Below are 17,508 nucleotides of genomic sequence, written 5' to 3'. Positions count from 1 at the left end.
CGGCTCCTGCTGGAGGGGGGAAGGAGGATGGAGCGGGTGGGACCGGCCTCGGCGACCGGTCCCGCGAGCTGTTCAGCGGTTGATGGCCACGAGCCGCCTCAGCGGCCGATCACCATCGCGGTGAAGGGCCAAAGATAGGCCTGGGCCATCACCAGCAGGCCGACCAGCGCGGTCAGCGCCAGCGAGTGCCAGATGACGAAGCGCAGGATCTTGCCCTCGTGGCCGTGCCACTTGGTGGCGACGGCGGCGACGACGATGCTCTGGGCGTCGATCATCTTGCCCATCACGCCGCCCGAGCTGTTGGCGGCGGCCATCAGCGTCGGCGGCAGGCCGAGCTGCTCGGACGACACCTTCTGCAGGCTGCCGAACAGCACGTTGGACGCCGTGTCCGACCCGGTCAGCGCCACGCCCAGCCAGCCGAGGAAGGTGCCGAAGAACGGGTAGAGGAAGCCGGAGTTGGCGAAGGCGAGGCCCAGCGTGGTGTCCAGCCCGGAATAGCGGGTGGTGTAGCCCAGCGCCAACATGGCCGAGATGGTCAGCAGCGAGTTGCGGATGGCGTAGAGGGTGCGGCCGTAGGTCTTCACCATCTCCAGCGGCGAGTAGCCCATCAGGACGCCGGAGATGACGGCGGCGATGAAGATGCCGGTGCCGGTGGCCGACAGCCAGTTCAGCGTGTAGACCGCGGCTTCCGGATGGGGGGCCGCCACCACCGGCGGCACGCGCATCACCATGTTGTGCAGGCCGTCGACCGGGAACTTGAAGATCGACAGGCCGTCGAGGAAGGTCTTGACCTCCGGGATGCCCCACAGGAAGACGACGACGCTGAGGATCGCCCAGGGCATCCAGGCGCGGCGCACTTCGGCGGCGCTGTAGCCGTGGCTGCCGCGGGCCTCGCCCTCGACCACCGCGGCGCCGACGCCCTGCGTCAGGGCCGACGCGCCGCCGGCGGTGTGCCAGATCGCCTTGGGGTGCCAGACCTTCAGGAACAGGGTGACGCAGACCAGCGAGACGATGGCGGCGGCGACGTCGACCAGCCAGGGGCCGTGGTAGTTCGACACCAGGTACTGCGGGACGGCGAAGGAGACGCCGGCGACCAGGATGGCCGGCCAGATCTGGATCATGCCGCGCCAGCCGGCGAAGGCGACGATCAGCCAGAAGGGCACCAGCACCGAGAAGAAGGGAAGCTGGCGGCCGATCATCGCCGACAGGTCCAGCAGCGGCAGCCCGGTGACCGCCGCCAGCGCCAGCACCGGCGTGCCGAGCGCGCCATAGGCAACCGGCGCGGTGTTGGCGATCAGTGACAGGCCCGAGGCGGCCAGCGGCGTGAAGCCCAGCCCGATCAGCATGGCGCCCGTCACCGCGACCGGGGTGCCGAAGCCGGCCGCCCCCTCGAAGAAGGCGCCGAAGCAGAAGGCGATCAGCAGGAGCTGGAGCCGCCGGTCGTTGGTGATGCCGGTGATGCTCTCCTGCAGGATCTTGAACTGCCCGCGCTGTTCGGTCAGGTGGTAGAGGAAGATGATGTTGATGACGATCCAGCCGATCGGCAGCAGGCCGTAGGCGGCACCCAGCAGCGCGGTCTTGCCGGCCATCGCGACCGGCATGCCGAACACGACGACGGCCACCAGCAGCGCGGTCGCCAGTCCGAGCAGCGCCGCGCGGTGCGCCTTCATGTGAAAGATGCCGAGACCGCCCAGCATCACCAGCACCGGCAGCGACGCGAACGCGGTCGACAGCCAGATGTTGTTCATCGGGTCATAGACTTGCGACCAGCTCATCCTCGGGGACCTCTTCTCGGGGGACGTGATGTCGGTCCGAACGGTGTGCCGGGACGGCTGTCCGCATCCTGACGGCGCATCCGTGCCCTCCATGCCGCGATCGAGCGGCGGCACGGGTTCGGCCGGACGAGCGGCAATGCAGCGGCGTTCACCGCCGCCGGGAGCCTTCGGCCCCGGCGGCGGCGCGGATGCGCCCTTGGTCAGGGCTGGTCCGTCCTTTCCCGGTACTTGCGGATGCCCTTGCCCGGCGCGGCTGTCCCGGGGAATTCCCTTTGCCAGACGACAGCCGGTGGGCATCTCTTATCCATACGGTGTGCGTTGGATAAAAGATTTGACCATATCGTGCAATGGGTGAATCGTTTGCCGCGCCACCAACTTTGGTAGGGGGGTGTCACCGGCGGGGGTACGGCCGGGCCGCGGCCTCTGGACGGGTGTGCCGGTCACCGGTATTGAAGGGACGCCAAGACGTGCGGGAGGGATCGCCGATCCGATGCAGGGAACCATAAAACCGGCCAAGCTGGCCGATGCCATTGCCGAGCATCTGGAGCGGCTGATCCTGGAAGGCGCCCTGCGTCCGGGGGAGAAACTGCTGGCCGAGCGTGAACTGGCGGCGAAGCTGGATGTGTCGCGCCCGTCGCTGCGCGATGCCATCGCCAAGCTGGAGGAGCGCGGCCTGCTGGTGTCCGGCCGCACCGGCACCCATGTCGCCACCTTCCTGTCGCAGATCACCGATCCGCTGATGATGCTGATGCGGAACAAGCCGGACGCGTCCTTCGACTATCTGGAGTTCCGCCGCTCGATCGAGGCGGAGGCGGCCAGGCTGGCGGCGCAGCGGGCGACCGATGTCGACCGCGACGCCATCCGCGCCATCGTCACCCGCATGCAGGCCGCCCACGGCAAGGACGACAGCTCGGAGGAAGCGGATTCCGACGCGGACCTTCACCTGGCGATCTACGAGGCTGCGCACAACGTCGTCATGCTGCACATCATGCGCACGCTGTCCGACCTGCTGCGCAACGACGTGTTCTACAACCGCGCCGATCTGTATTCCCGCCAGGGCGTGCGCGACCTGCTGCTGCAGCAGCATCTGGCCATCGCCGATGCCGTGCTGGCCGGCGACGCGGCCGCGGCGCAGGCGGCGGCGGACGCTCATGTGGAGTTCACGCTGCACACGCTGCGCGAGATCCGCGAGCACAACGCCCGTGTCCAGGTCTCGCTGCGGCGGATCGGCCGGACCGACCTGATCGACAACGGGGTGTGAGGGCCGGGGAGGGGGCGCCTCCGCCGTCCCGCCGTCCCGCCGTCCCTGCCGGCGGGTCAGCGCCGGCCGCCCCGCTCATTGCAGGACGGGCGCGTCCATGCCGTGGGTGCCGCAGACCAGGGTCAGGAATCCGCCGTCGATCTCGGCGATGAACCCCCGCCTCACCAGCGCATCGACCTGCTGTCCGGCGTCTCCCTTCGGACGGAAGCTGCGGTAGGAGCGGAGAAGGTCCAGATCCGCCTCGTCGATGTCCACCACCTCGTCGACGGCGCAGTCGCGGGTGTCCCGGATGCGCAGCCGGCCGCCGTCCCGATAGACCACGAGTTCCGCCGGGCGGGCGCTCCAGCGGTCATACCATTTCCTGATCTCCAGCATGAAGCGGGCCAGCAGTTCCGGCCGGCCGCGGATGTCGGACGCCATGTCCCCGGTGAAGTTGTACGCCAGCTTCATCAGGTCGATGCCGGGCGGGAATGACTTCAGATATCCTTCCATCGGCCGGATGTCGGTGATCCCGTGGTCTTCCCGCTGGTCGAAGTAGGGGCTGAAGCGCTGGATGTAGATCGGCGTGATCACCGGCGGATCGAGGTGCTGCAGGAGCGGGATCAGGTCGGCGATCTGCCGGTAGTCGTCGGCGGAATCGTTGGGCAGCGCCACCAGGTGGTTCCATTTCGCCTCGATGCCGATCTCCTTGCAGTTCCGCAGCACCGTGATGTTTCTCGCTGCCGTCGTTCCCTTCTTCATCATCTTCAGGTGCTTGGTGGAGAGGGATTCGATGCCCGGGCCCAGGATGGTGATTCCCTGCTCCTTCATCCTGCTCAGCTTGTCGAAATCGAACATCGGCTTGATCTGGTAGAACACGGTGCCATCGAAGCCCCTGTCGCCGAGTTCCTGGAAGAAGTCGTCGAAGTAGGAGTTCGGGAAAACGGAATCGCAGCCGTAGAAGAGGGTGTATTCCGGGTATCTCTTCCTGATCTCGCTCAGGTGCGATGCGGCCTTGCGGGCGGACTTGGTGCGGAAGGCCATGCCGTCATAGCTGATGCCGCAGAAGCGGCAGCGGTTCTTGACGCCCCACCAGCATCCCCGGGAGGTTTCGAAATAGAGGAAGATGTCGCGCTCTTCCGGTGCGAACTGCTCCAGGAAGTCCGAATAGTCGGGGATGTCGAACTCTTCCAGCGTCTGGACCGGAAGGCAGCGGATCAGCTTTTCTGCCGGACGGTCGCCGTCCCGCAGGAGGCGTTCGCAGAAGTCCGGAAAGGCGACGTCGGCCTCGCCGTCGAACACATAGTCGAGGTGAGGCTGGCGGGCCAGTTCCTCGCCCATCTCCCCGTAACAGTTGCTTCCCCCGATCACCACGACCGTTTCGGGGAGCGCGCGCTTGATCGCCTTGGCCAACGCGAGCGATGCGTTGACCTGGGAATACAGGCTGCTGAGCCCGACGATCGCCGGTCTCGACTGGGCGATCTCGGCGACCGCCTGGTCGAGGAAGGCCTCCGCCCCGTCGATCGCCTGTGCCAGTTCCTGTGGTGTCAGCCTGGATTTCTTATGGCTGAAGAGCTGGTAGTAGCGGCTGTAGAAGCTGCCGCCGTGCGTCTCGGCCGGCCGGCTCGGGGCGAAGTCGCCATGCGCGCTTCGCGAGAAGATCTGCTCTTGATAAAGTTCGTCCGGGGACACCACCGACATGATCTCCCGGTAGAAATCCAGGCCGATCTGCCGGGCGTATGCCGCGTTGGCATACAGGACCCGGGAGGTGATGCCGCGCTGCGCCAGCGCGCTTTTCAGGACCGCCGTGCCGAGGCTGGGGTGGCCATAGGTATAGAATGGCGGAACGATGAGCAGGACCTGAACATTGCTTTCGCCGTTCATCGCGTTACCTTCGTGCCTGGGGGCTGTCGAGGGGACATTTTCAGTCGAGGGGACATTTTCCATTGTGCCGGGCCGTTGGCGGTGGGGGTTTCGGCCACGGGAATACGAAGGCGATCAGGCCCCTTTCGCCGCCATCTTCCCCGCCATCGCGGTCAGCAGGCCGGCGCCGTCCGGGCTTCCGAGCCCGGTGCAGGCGTCCCAGCCCGGCTGGGCCTGGTAGAAGCCGTTGTCCCCTTCGGTGATGTCGTTGAAGGCGGCGGCCGCAGACGGTTTCGGCAGGCCGTAGAGGATCGGGTTGAGGAAGCCCACGGGACCGCCGAGCGCCTGGTTCAGCCGAATGGCCAAGGCCGCCCACAGCGGAGCCACCGCGCTGGTGCCGCCGCTGACGTGCCAGTCTCCCAGGATGTACAGCCGGTAGCCGGTCATCGGATCGGCGTTGGCCGCCACGTCGGGCACCGCCCGCCCCGCGGTGCCCGTCGGCTGCACCGCGGCGGGAGGTGCCGGCACCGGCCGGATCCCGGCCTGCGCCTGGTAGGACGGCATGGGGAAGAGCGTGCTGACGCCGCCGCCGGTTGCCAGCTTCCACCAGGGGTCGTTCCAGGTGATCTCCTGCTCGATCCGTCCGTTCCGGGCGACCAGCCGGGTGCCGCCGCAGCACAGTGCCTCGGGTACCGAGCCGGGGAAGTCGACGGCAAGGTGGCCGTCGCCGGTGCCGTCGGACGCCCCTTCGTCGCCGGCGGCGACGCAGATGGTGACGCCGAGCAGCGCCGCCTCGGCGATGATCCGCCGCATCTGGTCGGCGGCGGCCCGGCTCCATTCGCTCTCCGGCTCGCCCCAACTGACGGAAATGGCTTCGGGAGCGTTGGCCGCGTCGTGGATCGCCTCGTGCAGCACCTCCATGAATCCCTTTTGGGAATTCTCCGTCGCGAAATAGACCACCGTCCTGGCTTTCGGCACGACGGCGGCGGCGACTTCGATGTCCATCACCACCTCGCCGTAACCGTGGCTGGGGGCTTCGACGCTTCCGGGATCGTTGGGACCGACGGCGACGATCTCGGGCTTGGGAATGGCCAGCGCCGCGAAATAGGCGTCCAGATCCGTTTCGAGGTAGCCGGCGGCCAGCTCGATGATGCCGAGGCAGCGCCCTTCGCCGTCGCCGTCCGGAAACCTATAGAGCGCCGCGAGTTCCGGTGCGGTGTACTGGGCGATGGAACCCGGCTGCGGCGCGCCGGCATCGGACGGCGAGACGGTGGCGAGGCGCCGTGCGATCGGGTGGTTGTCCAGCCCGGCGACGAGGGTGACGATGTCCTTCAGGTCCTCGGGAAGCCGCACCGCGCCGACATGGCTGCGGTAGCGCAAGCGTCCCTTCGCGAAGAGGGCGAGTTCGACGCCGAACGCCTCGCCGACGGCCGACGCCGGACCTGACAGCCTGACGAGGCATTTGCCCGCATCGACGCCGTCCACCTGCAGCCCGTGCGTTCGGGCGAAGGCGGCGACCTTGTCGAGGTCCTGCGGGTCGGCGGCGAACCGCGCCAGGAAGTCGCGGCGCGCCAGGCGGCCGGAGGGCGGCGTTTCCGCAAGGCCGGACAGCAGGCTGCGCAGGGGGGCGGGCTGGCGCACATAGACGGTGACGTGGACGACCTCGTCGGCCGCCGGTGCGCCGACCCTTGCGGCATCCTGCGCACGCGGCTGTTCGCTGCCGGACAATGCGTATCGGCTTTCCATGGTCCTCCCTCCTCCCCCGCTCGGTCGCGGGCGTTGTCGTGGCCGGTGGTGTCGGCAGGGCTGCGCTATGCCGGGGTGCGGTCGCGGAGATAGATCGGGAACACGTCCTTCCAGTTGTACTTGTAGCTGGGGCAGCGCGGCGGCTGGTCGGGCAGCGCCAGGTTGCTGTGCGGGCAATGGGCGTAGCACAGGGGCAGGAAGACGCAGTCCCGGCAGGACGGATTGCTCTCCGGCCGCTTGGCGCTCCACTTGCGCAGCTCGTCGTCGTCCTCGATGCCGGTGAAATCTCGGATGGTGGTCTGCGCCGCACCGCCGCCACCCAGTTCATGGTCGCATTTCAGGATGCGTCCCCGATGGTCGATGACGAAGCCGTTGCTGACGGACGCGTAACAGCCCAGATAGCCCGCTTCGAATATCAGCGGCACGAAAACCTTGAAGCCGCGCCCGGTCGCCATGTCGATCAGATTTCGCTCCATCCGGGCGAAATCCGTCATGGTGAAATGGATCTTTTCCTTTGGAACGTAGTTCGTCGATTCATCGGATACATTGAAATTGAACACCGGGTAGAAATACACATTCGAGATGTGGTCTTGAAGCTGTGCAGCGGCGAGTTGCTCCAGCAGGGTATCGACCTGGTCGATGTTGATCCGGCTGACATTCACGCGCACCAGGATGCGGAGGTGCCGGCTGGCGGAGCGGATGTTCTCGACGATCCGGTCGAACGACGGCTCTCCCGGCCGGTGGTCCAGGCTCGACCTGCGGACACGGTTGTGCTCCTGCCGGCTGCCGTCGAAGGTCACCTGGACCGACGTGATGCCGCAGGCGGCCAACTCCGCCGCGGTTGCCGCATCCAGGAAATAGCCGTTCGACACCATGCGGAACGCGTAGCGGACGCCCATGGCGTCGCAGATCCTGCGGATTTCATCGGCGGCCCTGGTGATGAAGGGCTTCGACAGCAGGGGCTCGCCCCCGAACCAGGTGATGCCCAAGGTGCCGTTCGCGGTCAGGCGCGACGATATGAAGGCGAGCAGCGAGTCGAGGTCTTCCGCGTCGAGCGCGCCTTCGCTGCTCTTGTCCTCATAGCAGTAGTAGCACTTCATGTTGCATTTCAGGCTCGGCGCGATCACCAGCGACAGCGACGAGGCATCGGAAACGGTCGTGTCGTACTTCTCGACGGCCATGGCCAGTTCGTCGGCGTCGCCCGGCACGGCGAAGCCGTTCTCCACCAGGAAACCGACGACGGCCGACCATTCGCCGGCATCGGCACCATCGGCGCCCATCCGTCCGGCGACCTCCTTCATCAGGGCCATCTGTTCGGCGGAAAGGCGGACCGAGGTGCCGCGGTAGGTGTTGAAAAGAAAGACGCCGCCGTCGTCCGGAACCTCCAGATTGTAGCGCGACAGCTTGATTCCCATCCTGCACCTGTCGGGTTCGCGGTCTAGGGCGATGGCGCATGCCGCTTCGCTGCGGTCGTGCAAGCCATTGGGTCCGGCGGGGAGGACAGCGTCCACCGGGGCGACGGCGCGATGCGCGTCGGTGAACGCTGCCCCTCGCAGGCACTCCCGGTCATTCGGGCCGGACAACCCGAACGACCCATTCGCCGGATCAGTCGGCGATGCACACCGCGCAGCGGGGCTGGATCGCCTTCGCGGTCGGGCTTCCGACATACTTGACCAGATCGGCCAGGAGCTGTTCCGGCGTCAGGGCGTCACCGATCGTGGTGCCCTGGGGAGCCGTGATCTTGAGGGTCTGGGCGTCGAGCTTCTCGAGCTTCATCGTCTCTCTCCATGATTGTCGCGTTGGATGCAATCAACGAGCGTGTCTTCGTCTTTAACACGCTCATAAGAGGTACATTGATAATAAATGCCCGCACAAGGAGTAATGGTGCGACAAAATGCGCGCCTTTCCTTCGAAGGGGGAGCGGTGCCGTCCCGCCGGCTCGCCCCCCGGGGGCGCCGCCTTATGGCGGGATGGTTCGTTACGGGGTACAATCCTTTGCGGCCAACCGCCTCGACGCCGGTTCGCCGCGAAAGGCCCTTTCCGTCCCTCCGTACCGTCCGGGTGCCGATCAGTGTCCGTCCCCAAGAAGCGCCGCATCCTGCTGATCGAGGACACGGTCCCGCTCGCCAAGCTCTATATCGAGTTCCTGCGCGCCGACGCCCATGAGGTGGTGCACTGCACCCGTGGCGGCGAGGCGCTGGCCGCGGCGGCGGCGCAGCCGCCCGATGCGGTGATCCTCGATCTGAAGCTGCCGGACATGGACGGGCTGGAGGTCCTTCAGGCGCTGCAGGCCCGCGATTCCAGCGTGTCGGTGGTCATCATCACCGCCCACGGCTCGATCGACCTGGCGGTGGAGGCGATGAGGCTGGGTGCCTTCGACTTCATCGTGAAGCCGTTCAACGCCGACCGGCTGAACCTGACGCTGCGCAATGCGCTGGAGCGGCGGACGCTTGCACGGATGGTGGAGGGATACCGCAGGCATCTCGACCGCGGAAGCTTCCACGGCTTTATCGGCAGCTCGCCGGAGATGCAGGCGGTCTACCGTATGATCGAGAGCGTGGCGGCCAGCCGCGCCAACGTCTTCATCACCGGCGAGAGCGGCACCGGCAAGGAGGTGGCGGCCCAGGCGATCCATCGTGCCAGCCCGCGGCGCGACCGCGCCTTCATCGCCCTGAACTGCGCCGCCATACCGAAGAACCTGCTCGAGTCGGAGATCTTCGGCCATGTGAAGGGCGCCTTCACCGGGGCCACGGGCGACCGTCCGGGAGCGGCGCTGCTTGCCGACGGCGGGACCCTGTTCCTGGACGAGATCTGCGAGATGCCGGTGGAACTGCAGAGCAAGCTGCTGCGCTTCGTGCAGACCGGTGCTGTCACGCCGGTCGGCAGCGGCCGGGAGGAGCGGGTGGACGTCCGTTTCGTCGCCGCGACCAACCGCGATCCGCTGGCCGAGGTGCAGGCCGGCCGCTTCCGGGAGGATCTCTACTACCGCCTGCACGTCATCCCGCTGGCGCTGCCGCCGCTGCGCGACCGTGGCGACGACGTGATCGACATCGCCAGGGCCTTCCTGGTCGAGTACGCACGGGAGGAGGGCAAGGCCCTGTCCTCCTTCGCCCCCGATGTCGAGGCGCGGCTGCGTGGCCATGACTGGCCCGGCAACGTGCGGCAACTCCAGAACGTGGTCCGCAACGTGGTGGTGCTGAACGACGGCCCGCAGGTCACGCTGGACATGCTGCCGTCGATGGGGCCGGCGGCATCCTCCCCGGGCACCGGGGCCGGCGATGCGCCGGTGGCGTCCTCCCCGGCCAGCGGGACCGGGGAGGCGGATGACGCCGATGCCGTTCTGCCGCTTTGGCGGATGGAGAGGGAGATGATACGCAAGGCTTTGCGGCTGGCCGGCGACGATGTTCCGCGGGCCGCGCTGATGCTGGAAATCAGCCCGTCCACCATCTACCGCAAGCTCCAGCAGTGGCGCGCCGCCGGCGACAAGGCCGCCGGGGAGCATGCCGCGGCGGACAAAGCCATCGAGGAGAGGCCGGCATGAAGGCGGGACCGGACGTCGGGACGGCCGGAGGCCGGAAGGGGCCGGCCCCGGCTGCGGTCCCCGGGGACGAGCGGGAGAGGCTGGCGGTCCTCCAATCCTACTGCGTGCTCGACACCCCGCCGGAACCCGGGTTCGACAACATCGCCAAGCTGGCCCGGCATTTCTTCGGCACGCGCATGGCGCTGGTCTCGCTGATCGACCGTGAGCGGCAGTGGTTCAAGAGCCGCATCGGCCTCGATGTCGCCGAGACGCACCGCGACCTCGCCTTCTGCGCCCACGCCATCCTCGACGACGGCATCCTGGTGGTGCCCGACGCCACGCTCGACCCGCGCTTCAGCGGCAACCCGCTGGTCACCGGCGATCCCAACATCCGCTTCTATGCCGGCGCTCCGCTGGTGGTCGGCGGGCACAAGCTCGGCACCCTGTGCGTCATCGACGACCGGCCTCGCGCGGCCCTCGACGCCCGCGAGGCGGAAACCCTGTCGCAGCTTGCCCAGCTCGTGGTGGACGAACTGGAGCTGCGGCGGGAGGTGGCGAGGCGCGAGCGGGCGGAGGCCGAGCTTCACGACCGTTCCCGCCTGCTCAACCTCGCCGAGGAGGTCGGGCAGTTCGGCCACTGGTACATGGATCTCGTCACCGGGGCGCGCCGCTGGTCCGACGAGGTCTACCGCATCGCCGGACTGCCGCCGCAGAAGACGCCGCCGACCGCCGAACTGTCGCGCGGCATCTACCATCCGGACGACCGGCCGATGATGGCCGCCCTGGTCGAGCGGGCGCTGGAGACGGGCGAGGGGTTCTCGGTCGAGGCGCGCATCCTCCGCCCCGATGGCGGACTGCGCCACGTCTTCGTGCGCGGCGTGACCGAAGCCGGCAGCGACGGTTACCCCGCCGGCCTGCTCGGCGTCGTGCAGGACATCACCGAGGCCAAGCGCGAGGAGGCGGAGCTCCGCCTCGCCAAGCAGACCCTCGACGACGCCATCGAGGCGGTTCCCGAGGGGCTGGCCTATTTCGACGCCGGCGACCGCCTGATCCTGTGCAACCAGCGCTACCGCCGGGCGCACCCGCTGACGGCACCGCTGCTCACCCCCGGCCGTCCCTTCGAGGAGATCCTGCGCGCGGCGATCGCCAACGGCGAGTTCGGCGCCAACCCCGACGGCGGCAACGACGAGGCCTGGATCCAGGCCGAGCTGGCCCAGCACCGCAACCCCGGTGCGCCCTTCGAGCGCGAGCTTCCGGACGGGCGCTGGATCCTGGTGGTGGAGAACCGGACCTCCAGCGGCGCGCTGGTCTGCACCCGCACCGACATTACCGAGCAGAAGAGATTCGAGGCGGAGCTGCAGCGCCAGGCCGCCGACATGTGCGCGCTGGCCGAGGGGCTGGATGCCGCGCGCGAGGAAGCCGACGCGCTGCGTGCCAAGGCGGAGGCCGCGACCCAGGCCAAGTCGGAATTCCTCGCGGCGATGAGCCATGAGATCCGCACGCCGATGAACGGCATCATGGGGATGACGGAGCTGCTGTTCGACACGCCGCTGACCGACGAGCAGCGGCAGTTCGCCCGGGCGATCCGCAGCTCCTCCAATGCGCTGCTGACCATCATCAACGACATCCTCGACATCTCCAAGCTGGAGGCCGGGCGCGTCTCCATCGAAACCCTGCCCTTCGATCCCGCCGACCTCGTGGAAGGGGTGGTGGAGCTGCTGACCCCGCGCGCCCATGAAAAGGGCATCGAGATCGGCTTCTATATCGACCCGCTGCTGCGCCGCACGCTGATGGGCGATCCGACCCGAATCCGCCAGATCCTGGTGAACCTCGTCGGCAACGCCGTGAAGTTCACCGACCGCGGTTCGGTCGCCGTGGAACTCGAGGCGCTGGACTGCACCGACGAGCACCTGATGCTGCGGGTGACGGTCACCGACACCGGCATCGGCATCGCCGCCGAAGCCCTGCCCAGCCTGTTCAACAAGTTCCAGCAGGTGGACGGGTCGATCACCCGCAAGTTCGGCGGCACCGGCCTGGGGCTGGCCATCTGCCGCCAGCTTTCGGAATTGATGGGCGGCAGCATCGCGGTGGAGAGCACGCCCGGCGTCGGCAGCCGGTTCCAGGTCGACCTGCCGCTGGAGCTCTCCGACGAGGCCCAGCCGCCGGCCGAGCGGCCGCTGTCGGGCCGGCGCGCCCTGGTCGTCGACGACCTGGCGGTCAACCGGCGTGTCGTCGCGGCGATGCTGGACAGCCTGGGGGCGCAATGCCACGCGGTCGACAATGGCGTCGATGCGCTGGAGCGGCTGACGCGTGCCGCGGTGGCGGGGGTGCCGTTCGACGTCGTGCTGGTCGACCAGACGATGCCGGGCATGGGCGGCAACACGCTGGTGGCGGCAATCGCCGGCAACCCGGTCCTGGCCGCCACCCGGCGGGTGCTGGTCACGGCGCTGGGACCGGCGGCGAAGGCCGAAGGCGGGGGGGCTTGCGCCCTGGCCCATGCCACCCTGGTCCATCCCCTGCGCCAGAGCGCGCTGGAATCCTGCCTCGTCCGGCTGTTCGGGTCCGATACGGCGGTGGCGGTTCCGGCGGCACCGATCGATGCCAGGCGCGGGGAGGCGCCGCGCAGCGGCCGGATCCTCCTGGCGGAGGACAACCGGACCAACCAACTGTTCGCCGCAACGCTGCTGCGACGGCTGGGATACGAGGTCGAGCTGGCGGAGGACGGCGAGCAGGCGGTGGCGTCGGCCGCGCGCGGCGGCATCGACCTGATCCTGATGGACGTCCAGATGCCGGGCATGGACGGCCTTGAGGCGGCGCAGGCGATCCGCGCCCTCGGCAGCACCCGCGGCGGCGGGCTGGCGAGGCTGCCGATCATCGCGCTGACCGCGGATGCGATGCCGGGCACGCGCGAGCTGTGCCTGCGCGCCGGCATGAGCGATTACCTGACCAAGCCGATCAGCCGGGCCGGACTGTTGGCGGCCCTCGACCGCTGGATAGGCCAGGGGGTGGACGGCCCGGAGACGCCGGGCAGGATCGGCGCCGGGCCGGCCGACGGCGACGGGGCGTGCGGCACCGGCGGTGAGATCCTGGACGAGGCGGTGATGGCCGACCTGGTGGCGTCCATCGGTGCCGACAATCTGGTGCCGATCGTCGGCAGCTTCCTCGCCGACCTGTCGCGCAGGCTCGACCGGCTTTCGGCCATATCCCGGGATGGGGGATCCGGGAATGGGGGCTCGCCGGTGGACGCGGTCGACCTGACTGCGCTGGCGGCGGATGCCCACGACCTCTCCAGCCTGGCCGGAAGCTTCGGCGGCATGGGCGTCATGCACCTGGCATGGCGCATGGAGATGGTCTGCCGCAACGGCGACCGGGCACAGGCCGGCCGCCTGCTGCCGGTGCTGGTGCGCGAGGCCGGCCGGCTGGAGCACTGCCTTCGCGAGCGCGTCGGCTCGGCTGTCGGCGGGCTCCGGCCGGCCGTGTGAGCCGCGGAGCGGGCTCAGGCCAGTCCCGGTTCAGCCCATGCCCGGCTCAGCCCATGCCCGCCTCAGCCGGTACCGGGCTGGGCGGAGCCTTCCGTGTCCTCGGCGCGCTCGCGCAGCTCTTTCGACGACAGGCCGGCGGGGGTCGCATCCTGGAGGGTGCCGTCGCCCGGCGTCTTGCGCAGATCCTCGCGGTCGGACCGCTGTCCGGCCGAGGTCCGGTCATGGTCGGCCGAACCCGGCGCCGGGGCGTCGGACGCCTTCCCCGGAGAGGGCATTCCTTCGGAGGGGGTGCGTGTTTGGGGCGTGTCGGTCATGATGTCCTCTGCTATCTTCCGCAAGAGTCAACGACGCGGACGGGTGCGTGTTCCGCTGCGGTCCGCCCTATCGGAAACCGCCCTATCGGAGACCGGGAGAAGACGGCCGGATGCCATCGGCGCCACGGCCGCAGAAAACGACGGGCCAACCACAAGGTCCGGCAGCGGGAGGCCGCGCGTCGCCCGCCATCCGGCCAGCAAGGAGTGCGAGAAGGTCATGGAATCGAGCAAGCACACGCCGCACGGCGATGTGACCCAGGTCGGCACCGTCACGCTGACCGACGACGCCACCGGCAAGACGCTGAAGCTGCCGCTGCTGGGCGGGTCCACCGGCCCCAACGTGATCGACATCCGCAAGCTCTACGCCGAGACCGGCTACTTCACCTATGATCCGGGCTTCACCTCGACGGCCGCCTGCGATTCGGCCATCACCTACATCGACGGCGACGAAGGCATCCTGCTGCACCGCGGCTACGCCATCGCCGACCTGGCGGAGAACTGCGACTTCCTGGAGGTCTGCCACCTGCTGCTGAACGGCGAACTGCCGAACCCGCAGCAGAAGGCCGATTTCGAGCGCACCATCACCTACCACACGATGGTGCACGAGCAGCTTACCAAGTTCTACAGCGGCTTCCGCCGCGACGCCCATCCGATGGCCATCATGTGCGGTGTCGTCGGCGCCCTGTCGGCCTTCTACCACGACAGCACCGACATCTTCGATCCGGTGCAGCGCAAGATCGCCGCGCACCGCCTGATCGCCAAGATGCCGACGCTGGCGGCTATGGCGTACAAGTACACCGTCGGCGAACCCTTCATGTATCCGCGCAACGACCTGTCCTACGCGGAGAACTTCCTCTACATGACGTTCGGCACGCCGTGCGAGGAATGGAAGGTCGACCCGGTCCTGTCGGAAGCGATGGACAAGATCTTCATCCTGCACGCCGACCACGAGCAGAACGCCTCGACCTCCACCGTCCGCCTCGCCGGCTCCTCGCACGCCAACCCGTTCGCCTGCATCGCCTCGGGCATCGCGGCATTGTGGGGTCCCGCCCATGGCGGCGCCAACGAGGCCGTGCTGAAGATGCTGGACCAGATCGGCTCGGTCGAGAACATCCCCGAATTCGTCCGCCGCGCCAAGGACAAGAACGACAGCTTCCGCCTGATGGGCTTCGGCCACCGGGTCTACAAGAACTACGACCCGCGCGCCAAGATCATGCGCGAAACCTGCTATCAGGTTCTCGACCGCCTGGGCATCAAGGACGAACCGCACCTGGCAATCGCCATGGAGCTGGAGAAGATCGCCCTGTCGGACGAATACTTCATCGAGAAGAAGCTCTATCCGAACGTCGATTTCTACTCGGGCATCATCCTGAAGGCGATGGGCTTCCCGACCAGCATGTTCACCGTGCTGTTCGCGCTGGCCCGCACCGTCGGCTGGATCAGCCAGTGGAAGGAGATGATCGAGGATCCGGCACAGAAGATCGGCCGCCCGCGCCAGCTCTTCACCGGCCATGCCTCCCGTTCGTTCGTCCCGCTCGACAAGCGGTGAGCGGACGGATCGCGGCATCCCCTCTCCCGGCGCTCAAGTCCCCTCTCCCCATCGGGGAGAGGGGCAGGGTGAGGGGACTACACCTCGAAAATCCTGCAAAGCCTCCGCTGCGTTTCCCCCTCGTCCCGACCTCGTCCCCGGGGGGGAGAGGGAGAAGCGTGCGCCTGCCGTGACCCAGCCGCTCCAGCTCGGCCTGGCGGTCGCCATCGTGGCGGTGGCCGGCGGGACGCCACGCGTCGTGACGGTGCGCAGCGGCTTCACGGTCCCGGAGGCGCACCGACGCGGCGACGAGCCGCTGCCGCATCGCGACGCCTTGCCCGGAGCGCCCTTCGATCCCGAGCGGTTCCGTACCCTTCAGGACGGCGTCCGCGCGGTGGCCGAGGGGCTGTCCGGCTTGGCTTTGCGTTACGTCGAGCAGCTCTACACCTTCGGCGACCGCCATCGCGATCCGCATGAGCTGTTCGGCGGGGCGCGCTCGGTGGTGGTCGGCTATCTCGCCCTGGTGCGTGACGGCCCGCTGGGTGGCGACGCCTCGGCCGAATGGCGCGACCTTTACGAGCATTTCCCATGGGAGGACTGGCGCGACCACCGGCCGCCGCTGCTGGATGGCGTGATCGCCCCGGCGCTCGCCGCGTGGATCGCCTCGTCGCCGGATGAGGGGACGCGCCTGCGCCGGGCCGAGCGCGCCCGGATGGCCTTCGGTCTCGACGGCGCCGATTGGGACATGGAGCGGGTGCTGGAACGCTATGAGCTGCTCTACGAGGCCGGGCTGGTGGTGGAGTCCTTCCGCGACCGCGACCTCGCCGCGCGGATGGATCCGGCGGCGCAGGTCGGCGGGCCGATGCCGCGCGCGCTTGGCCGGCCGATGGCGCGCGACGGCCGCCGCATCCTGGCGACGGCGCTGGAGCGCCTTCGCGGCAAGCTGCGCTACCGTCCCATCGTGTTCGAGCTTCTGCCGCCGGCCTTCACGCTGCATCAACTCCAGCTCGTGGTGGAGGCGCTGTCGGGTGAAAGGCTGCACAAGCAGAATTTCCGCCGCCTGATGATCTCCGGCGGCTTCGTCGAACCGACCGGCCGGTACGAAAGCCAGACCGGCGGGCGCCCGGCCGAACTCTACCGCTTCCGGCGTCAAGCCATCCACGAACGGACAAGTGCCGGCGCCCTTCCGTCCGCCGACGGATGAGGGGCTCCCCGCCTGCTCGCATGACTGGTATTACCCCTGAGAAAGATCGGCGCGCGGCATTGGGCGCAGTTGTCAACGGGCGGCCGCAAGAGGATACTGGAGGAATGGTTTTAAACCCGGATTGTCCATGTCCAACCGTATTCTGATTGCCGACGACCACCCGCTGATGCGGACCGCGCTGACCCAGACCATCGGGCAGGGGATTCCAGGTGCCGTCATCCTGGAGGCGTCGCGCTTCGATCAGATCAAGCCGCAGTTGGACGCGGGGGACCCGCCGGACGTCATCCTGCTGGACCTGCACATGCCGGGCATGAGCGGCCTGATCGGGCTGATGATGCTGCGCTCCGAGCACCCGGCGATCCCGGTGATCGTGGTGTCGGCGTCGGAGGATCCGGTGACGATCCAGCGCGCCATCGACTATGGCGCGTCCGGTTTCGTCCCGAAATCCGCCCCCAACGGCCAGATCGTCGAGGCGATCCATGCCGTGCTGGATGGGGAGCTGTGGCTTCCGGAGATCAATGGCGGTCCGGAGACCGACGCCCCCGACCCCGCCCAGCGGGCCGCCACCCTGACGCCGCAGCAGCTCCGCGTCCTGGCCGGCATCGCCGAAGGCAAGCTGAACAAGCAGATCGCCTACGAGATGAGTGTCGCCGAGACGACGGTGAAGGCGCACGTCACGACGATCCTGCGCAAGCTGGGCGTGCTGACCAGGACGCAGGCCGCCGTGCTGGCCAGCCAGCTCGCGCTGTCCGCCGCCCCGCCGCCGCCGGTGGAGTGACGGCGGCCCCCTCATCCTCCCCATGCTTCGCATGGGTCCCCTCCCTCTCGCCAGGGGG

Annotated in this window: 12 protein-coding genes; 6 read left to right on the top strand and 6 right to left on the bottom strand. The window is 68.3% G+C overall.

The annotated features are described in order from the left end of the window. Window positions 1–98: 98 nt before the first annotated feature. Window positions 99–1,775 carry an L-lactate permease gene (locus J2850_RS30255; RefSeq protein WP_209990928.1) on the bottom strand — a complete coding sequence of 559 codons (1,677 nt, stop codon included), beginning with the start codon at window positions 1,773–1,775 and terminating at the stop codon, window positions 99–101. A 490-nt stretch (window positions 1,776–2,265) separates the two neighbouring features. Here J2850_RS30255 and J2850_RS30250 point away from each other — a divergent pair, with 490 nt between their 5' ends. Next, window positions 2,266–3,036, top strand: coding sequence for an FCD domain-containing protein (locus J2850_RS30250; protein WP_209990926.1), 771 nt, complete (start codon window positions 2,266–2,268; stop codon window positions 3,034–3,036). A 75-nt stretch (window positions 3,037–3,111) separates the two neighbouring features. Here the strand turns inward: J2850_RS30250 and J2850_RS30245 are convergent, their stop codons facing one another. The 4 genes from J2850_RS30245 to J2850_RS30230 form a co-directional block, all read right to left on the bottom strand. Further along, window positions 3,112–4,899, bottom strand: a complete 1,788-nt coding sequence (locus J2850_RS30245) for a RiPP maturation radical SAM C-methyltransferase (RefSeq protein ID WP_209990924.1) — start codon at window positions 4,897–4,899, stop codon at window positions 3,112–3,114. 114 nt (window positions 4,900–5,013) lie between these two features. After that, on the bottom strand, window positions 5,014–6,624 hold the full coding sequence (locus J2850_RS30240) for a S53 family peptidase (protein ID WP_209990922.1): 1,611 nt from the start codon (window positions 6,622–6,624) through the stop codon (window positions 5,014–5,016). A 65-nt stretch (window positions 6,625–6,689) separates the two neighbouring features. Next, complete coding sequence (locus J2850_RS30235) at window positions 6,690–8,039, bottom strand: radical SAM/SPASM domain-containing protein (RefSeq protein WP_209990920.1); 1,350 nt, start codon at window positions 8,037–8,039, stop codon at window positions 6,690–6,692. 190 nt (window positions 8,040–8,229) lie between these two features. Next, the gene (locus J2850_RS30230; RefSeq protein ID WP_209990918.1) at window positions 8,230–8,400 is read right to left on the bottom strand and encodes a hypothetical protein; all 171 of its coding nucleotides are present in this window, start codon (window positions 8,398–8,400) and stop codon (window positions 8,230–8,232) included. Between the two features lie 295 nt (window positions 8,401–8,695). Between J2850_RS30230 and J2850_RS30225 the strand changes: the two genes are divergently transcribed. After that, on the top strand, window positions 8,696–10,165 hold the full coding sequence (locus J2850_RS30225; protein WP_209990916.1) for a sigma-54-dependent transcriptional regulator: 1,470 nt from the start codon (window positions 8,696–8,698) through the stop codon (window positions 10,163–10,165). Next, window positions 10,162–13,626: a response regulator gene (locus J2850_RS30220; RefSeq protein WP_209990914.1), complete on the top strand. Its 3,465-nt coding sequence runs from the start codon at window positions 10,162–10,164 to the stop codon at window positions 13,624–13,626. Before J2850_RS30225 ends, J2850_RS30220 begins: the two co-directional genes overlap by 4 nt. A gap of 62 nt (window positions 13,627–13,688) precedes the next feature. Here J2850_RS30220 and J2850_RS30215 read toward each other — a convergent pair whose 3' ends face one another. Then, window positions 13,689–13,940, bottom strand: a complete 252-nt coding sequence (locus J2850_RS30215; RefSeq protein ID WP_209990912.1) for a hypothetical protein — start codon at window positions 13,938–13,940, stop codon at window positions 13,689–13,691. A gap of 217 nt (window positions 13,941–14,157) precedes the next feature. Here J2850_RS30215 and gltA point away from each other — a divergent pair, with 217 nt between their 5' ends. From gltA to J2850_RS30200, 3 genes are all read left to right on the top strand, one after another. After that, window positions 14,158–15,489 carry a citrate synthase gene (gene gltA, locus J2850_RS30210; protein WP_209990911.1) on the top strand — a complete coding sequence of 444 codons (1,332 nt, stop codon included), beginning with the start codon at window positions 14,158–14,160 and terminating at the stop codon, window positions 15,487–15,489. A gap of 169 nt (window positions 15,490–15,658) precedes the next feature. Continuing rightward, a complete protein-coding gene (locus J2850_RS30205; protein ID WP_209990909.1) occupies window positions 15,659–16,672 on the top strand; it encodes an NUDIX hydrolase in 1,014 nt (337 codons plus the stop codon). Between the two features lie 127 nt (window positions 16,673–16,799). Beyond that, on the top strand, window positions 16,800–17,450 hold the full coding sequence (locus J2850_RS30200) for a response regulator (RefSeq protein WP_209990907.1): 651 nt from the start codon (window positions 16,800–16,802) through the stop codon (window positions 17,448–17,450). The last annotated feature ends 58 nt before the right edge of the window (window positions 17,451–17,508 follow it).

Source organism: Azospirillum picis (assembly GCF_017876115.1).
Lineage (GTDB): Bacteria > Pseudomonadota > Alphaproteobacteria > Azospirillales > Azospirillaceae > Azospirillum > Azospirillum picis.
This window is presented reverse-complemented; position numbering and strand designations above follow the sequence as displayed.

Excerpts from the sequence above, each read along its gene's own strand:
- J2850_RS30215 (WP_209990912.1), bottom strand. The coding sequence starts at position 13,940 with ATGACCGACACGCCCCAAACACGCACCCCCTCCGAAGGAATGCCCTCT.
- J2850_RS30235 (WP_209990920.1), bottom strand. The coding sequence starts at position 8,039 with ATGGGAATCAAGCTGTCGCGCTACAATCTGGAGGTTCCGGACGACGGC.
- J2850_RS30230 (WP_209990918.1), bottom strand. The coding sequence starts at position 8,400 with ATGAAGCTCGAGAAGCTCGACGCCCAGACCCTCAAGATCACGGCTCCC.
- J2850_RS30200 (WP_209990907.1), top strand. The coding sequence starts at position 16,800 with ATGTCCAACCGTATTCTGATTGCCGACGACCACCCGCTGATGCGGACC.
- J2850_RS30255 (WP_209990928.1), bottom strand. The coding sequence starts at position 1,775 with ATGAGCTGGTCGCAAGTCTATGACCCGATGAACAACATCTGGCTGTCG.
- gltA (WP_209990911.1), top strand. The coding sequence starts at position 14,158 with ATGGAATCGAGCAAGCACACGCCGCACGGCGATGTGACCCAGGTCGGC.
- J2850_RS30245 (WP_209990924.1), bottom strand. The coding sequence starts at position 4,899 with ATGAACGGCGAAAGCAATGTTCAGGTCCTGCTCATCGTTCCGCCATTC.
- J2850_RS30220 (WP_209990914.1), top strand. The coding sequence starts at position 10,162 with ATGAAGGCGGGACCGGACGTCGGGACGGCCGGAGGCCGGAAGGGGCCG.
- J2850_RS30240 (WP_209990922.1), bottom strand. The coding sequence starts at position 6,624 with ATGGAAAGCCGATACGCATTGTCCGGCAGCGAACAGCCGCGTGCGCAG.
- J2850_RS30250 (WP_209990926.1), top strand. The coding sequence starts at position 2,266 with ATGCAGGGAACCATAAAACCGGCCAAGCTGGCCGATGCCATTGCCGAG.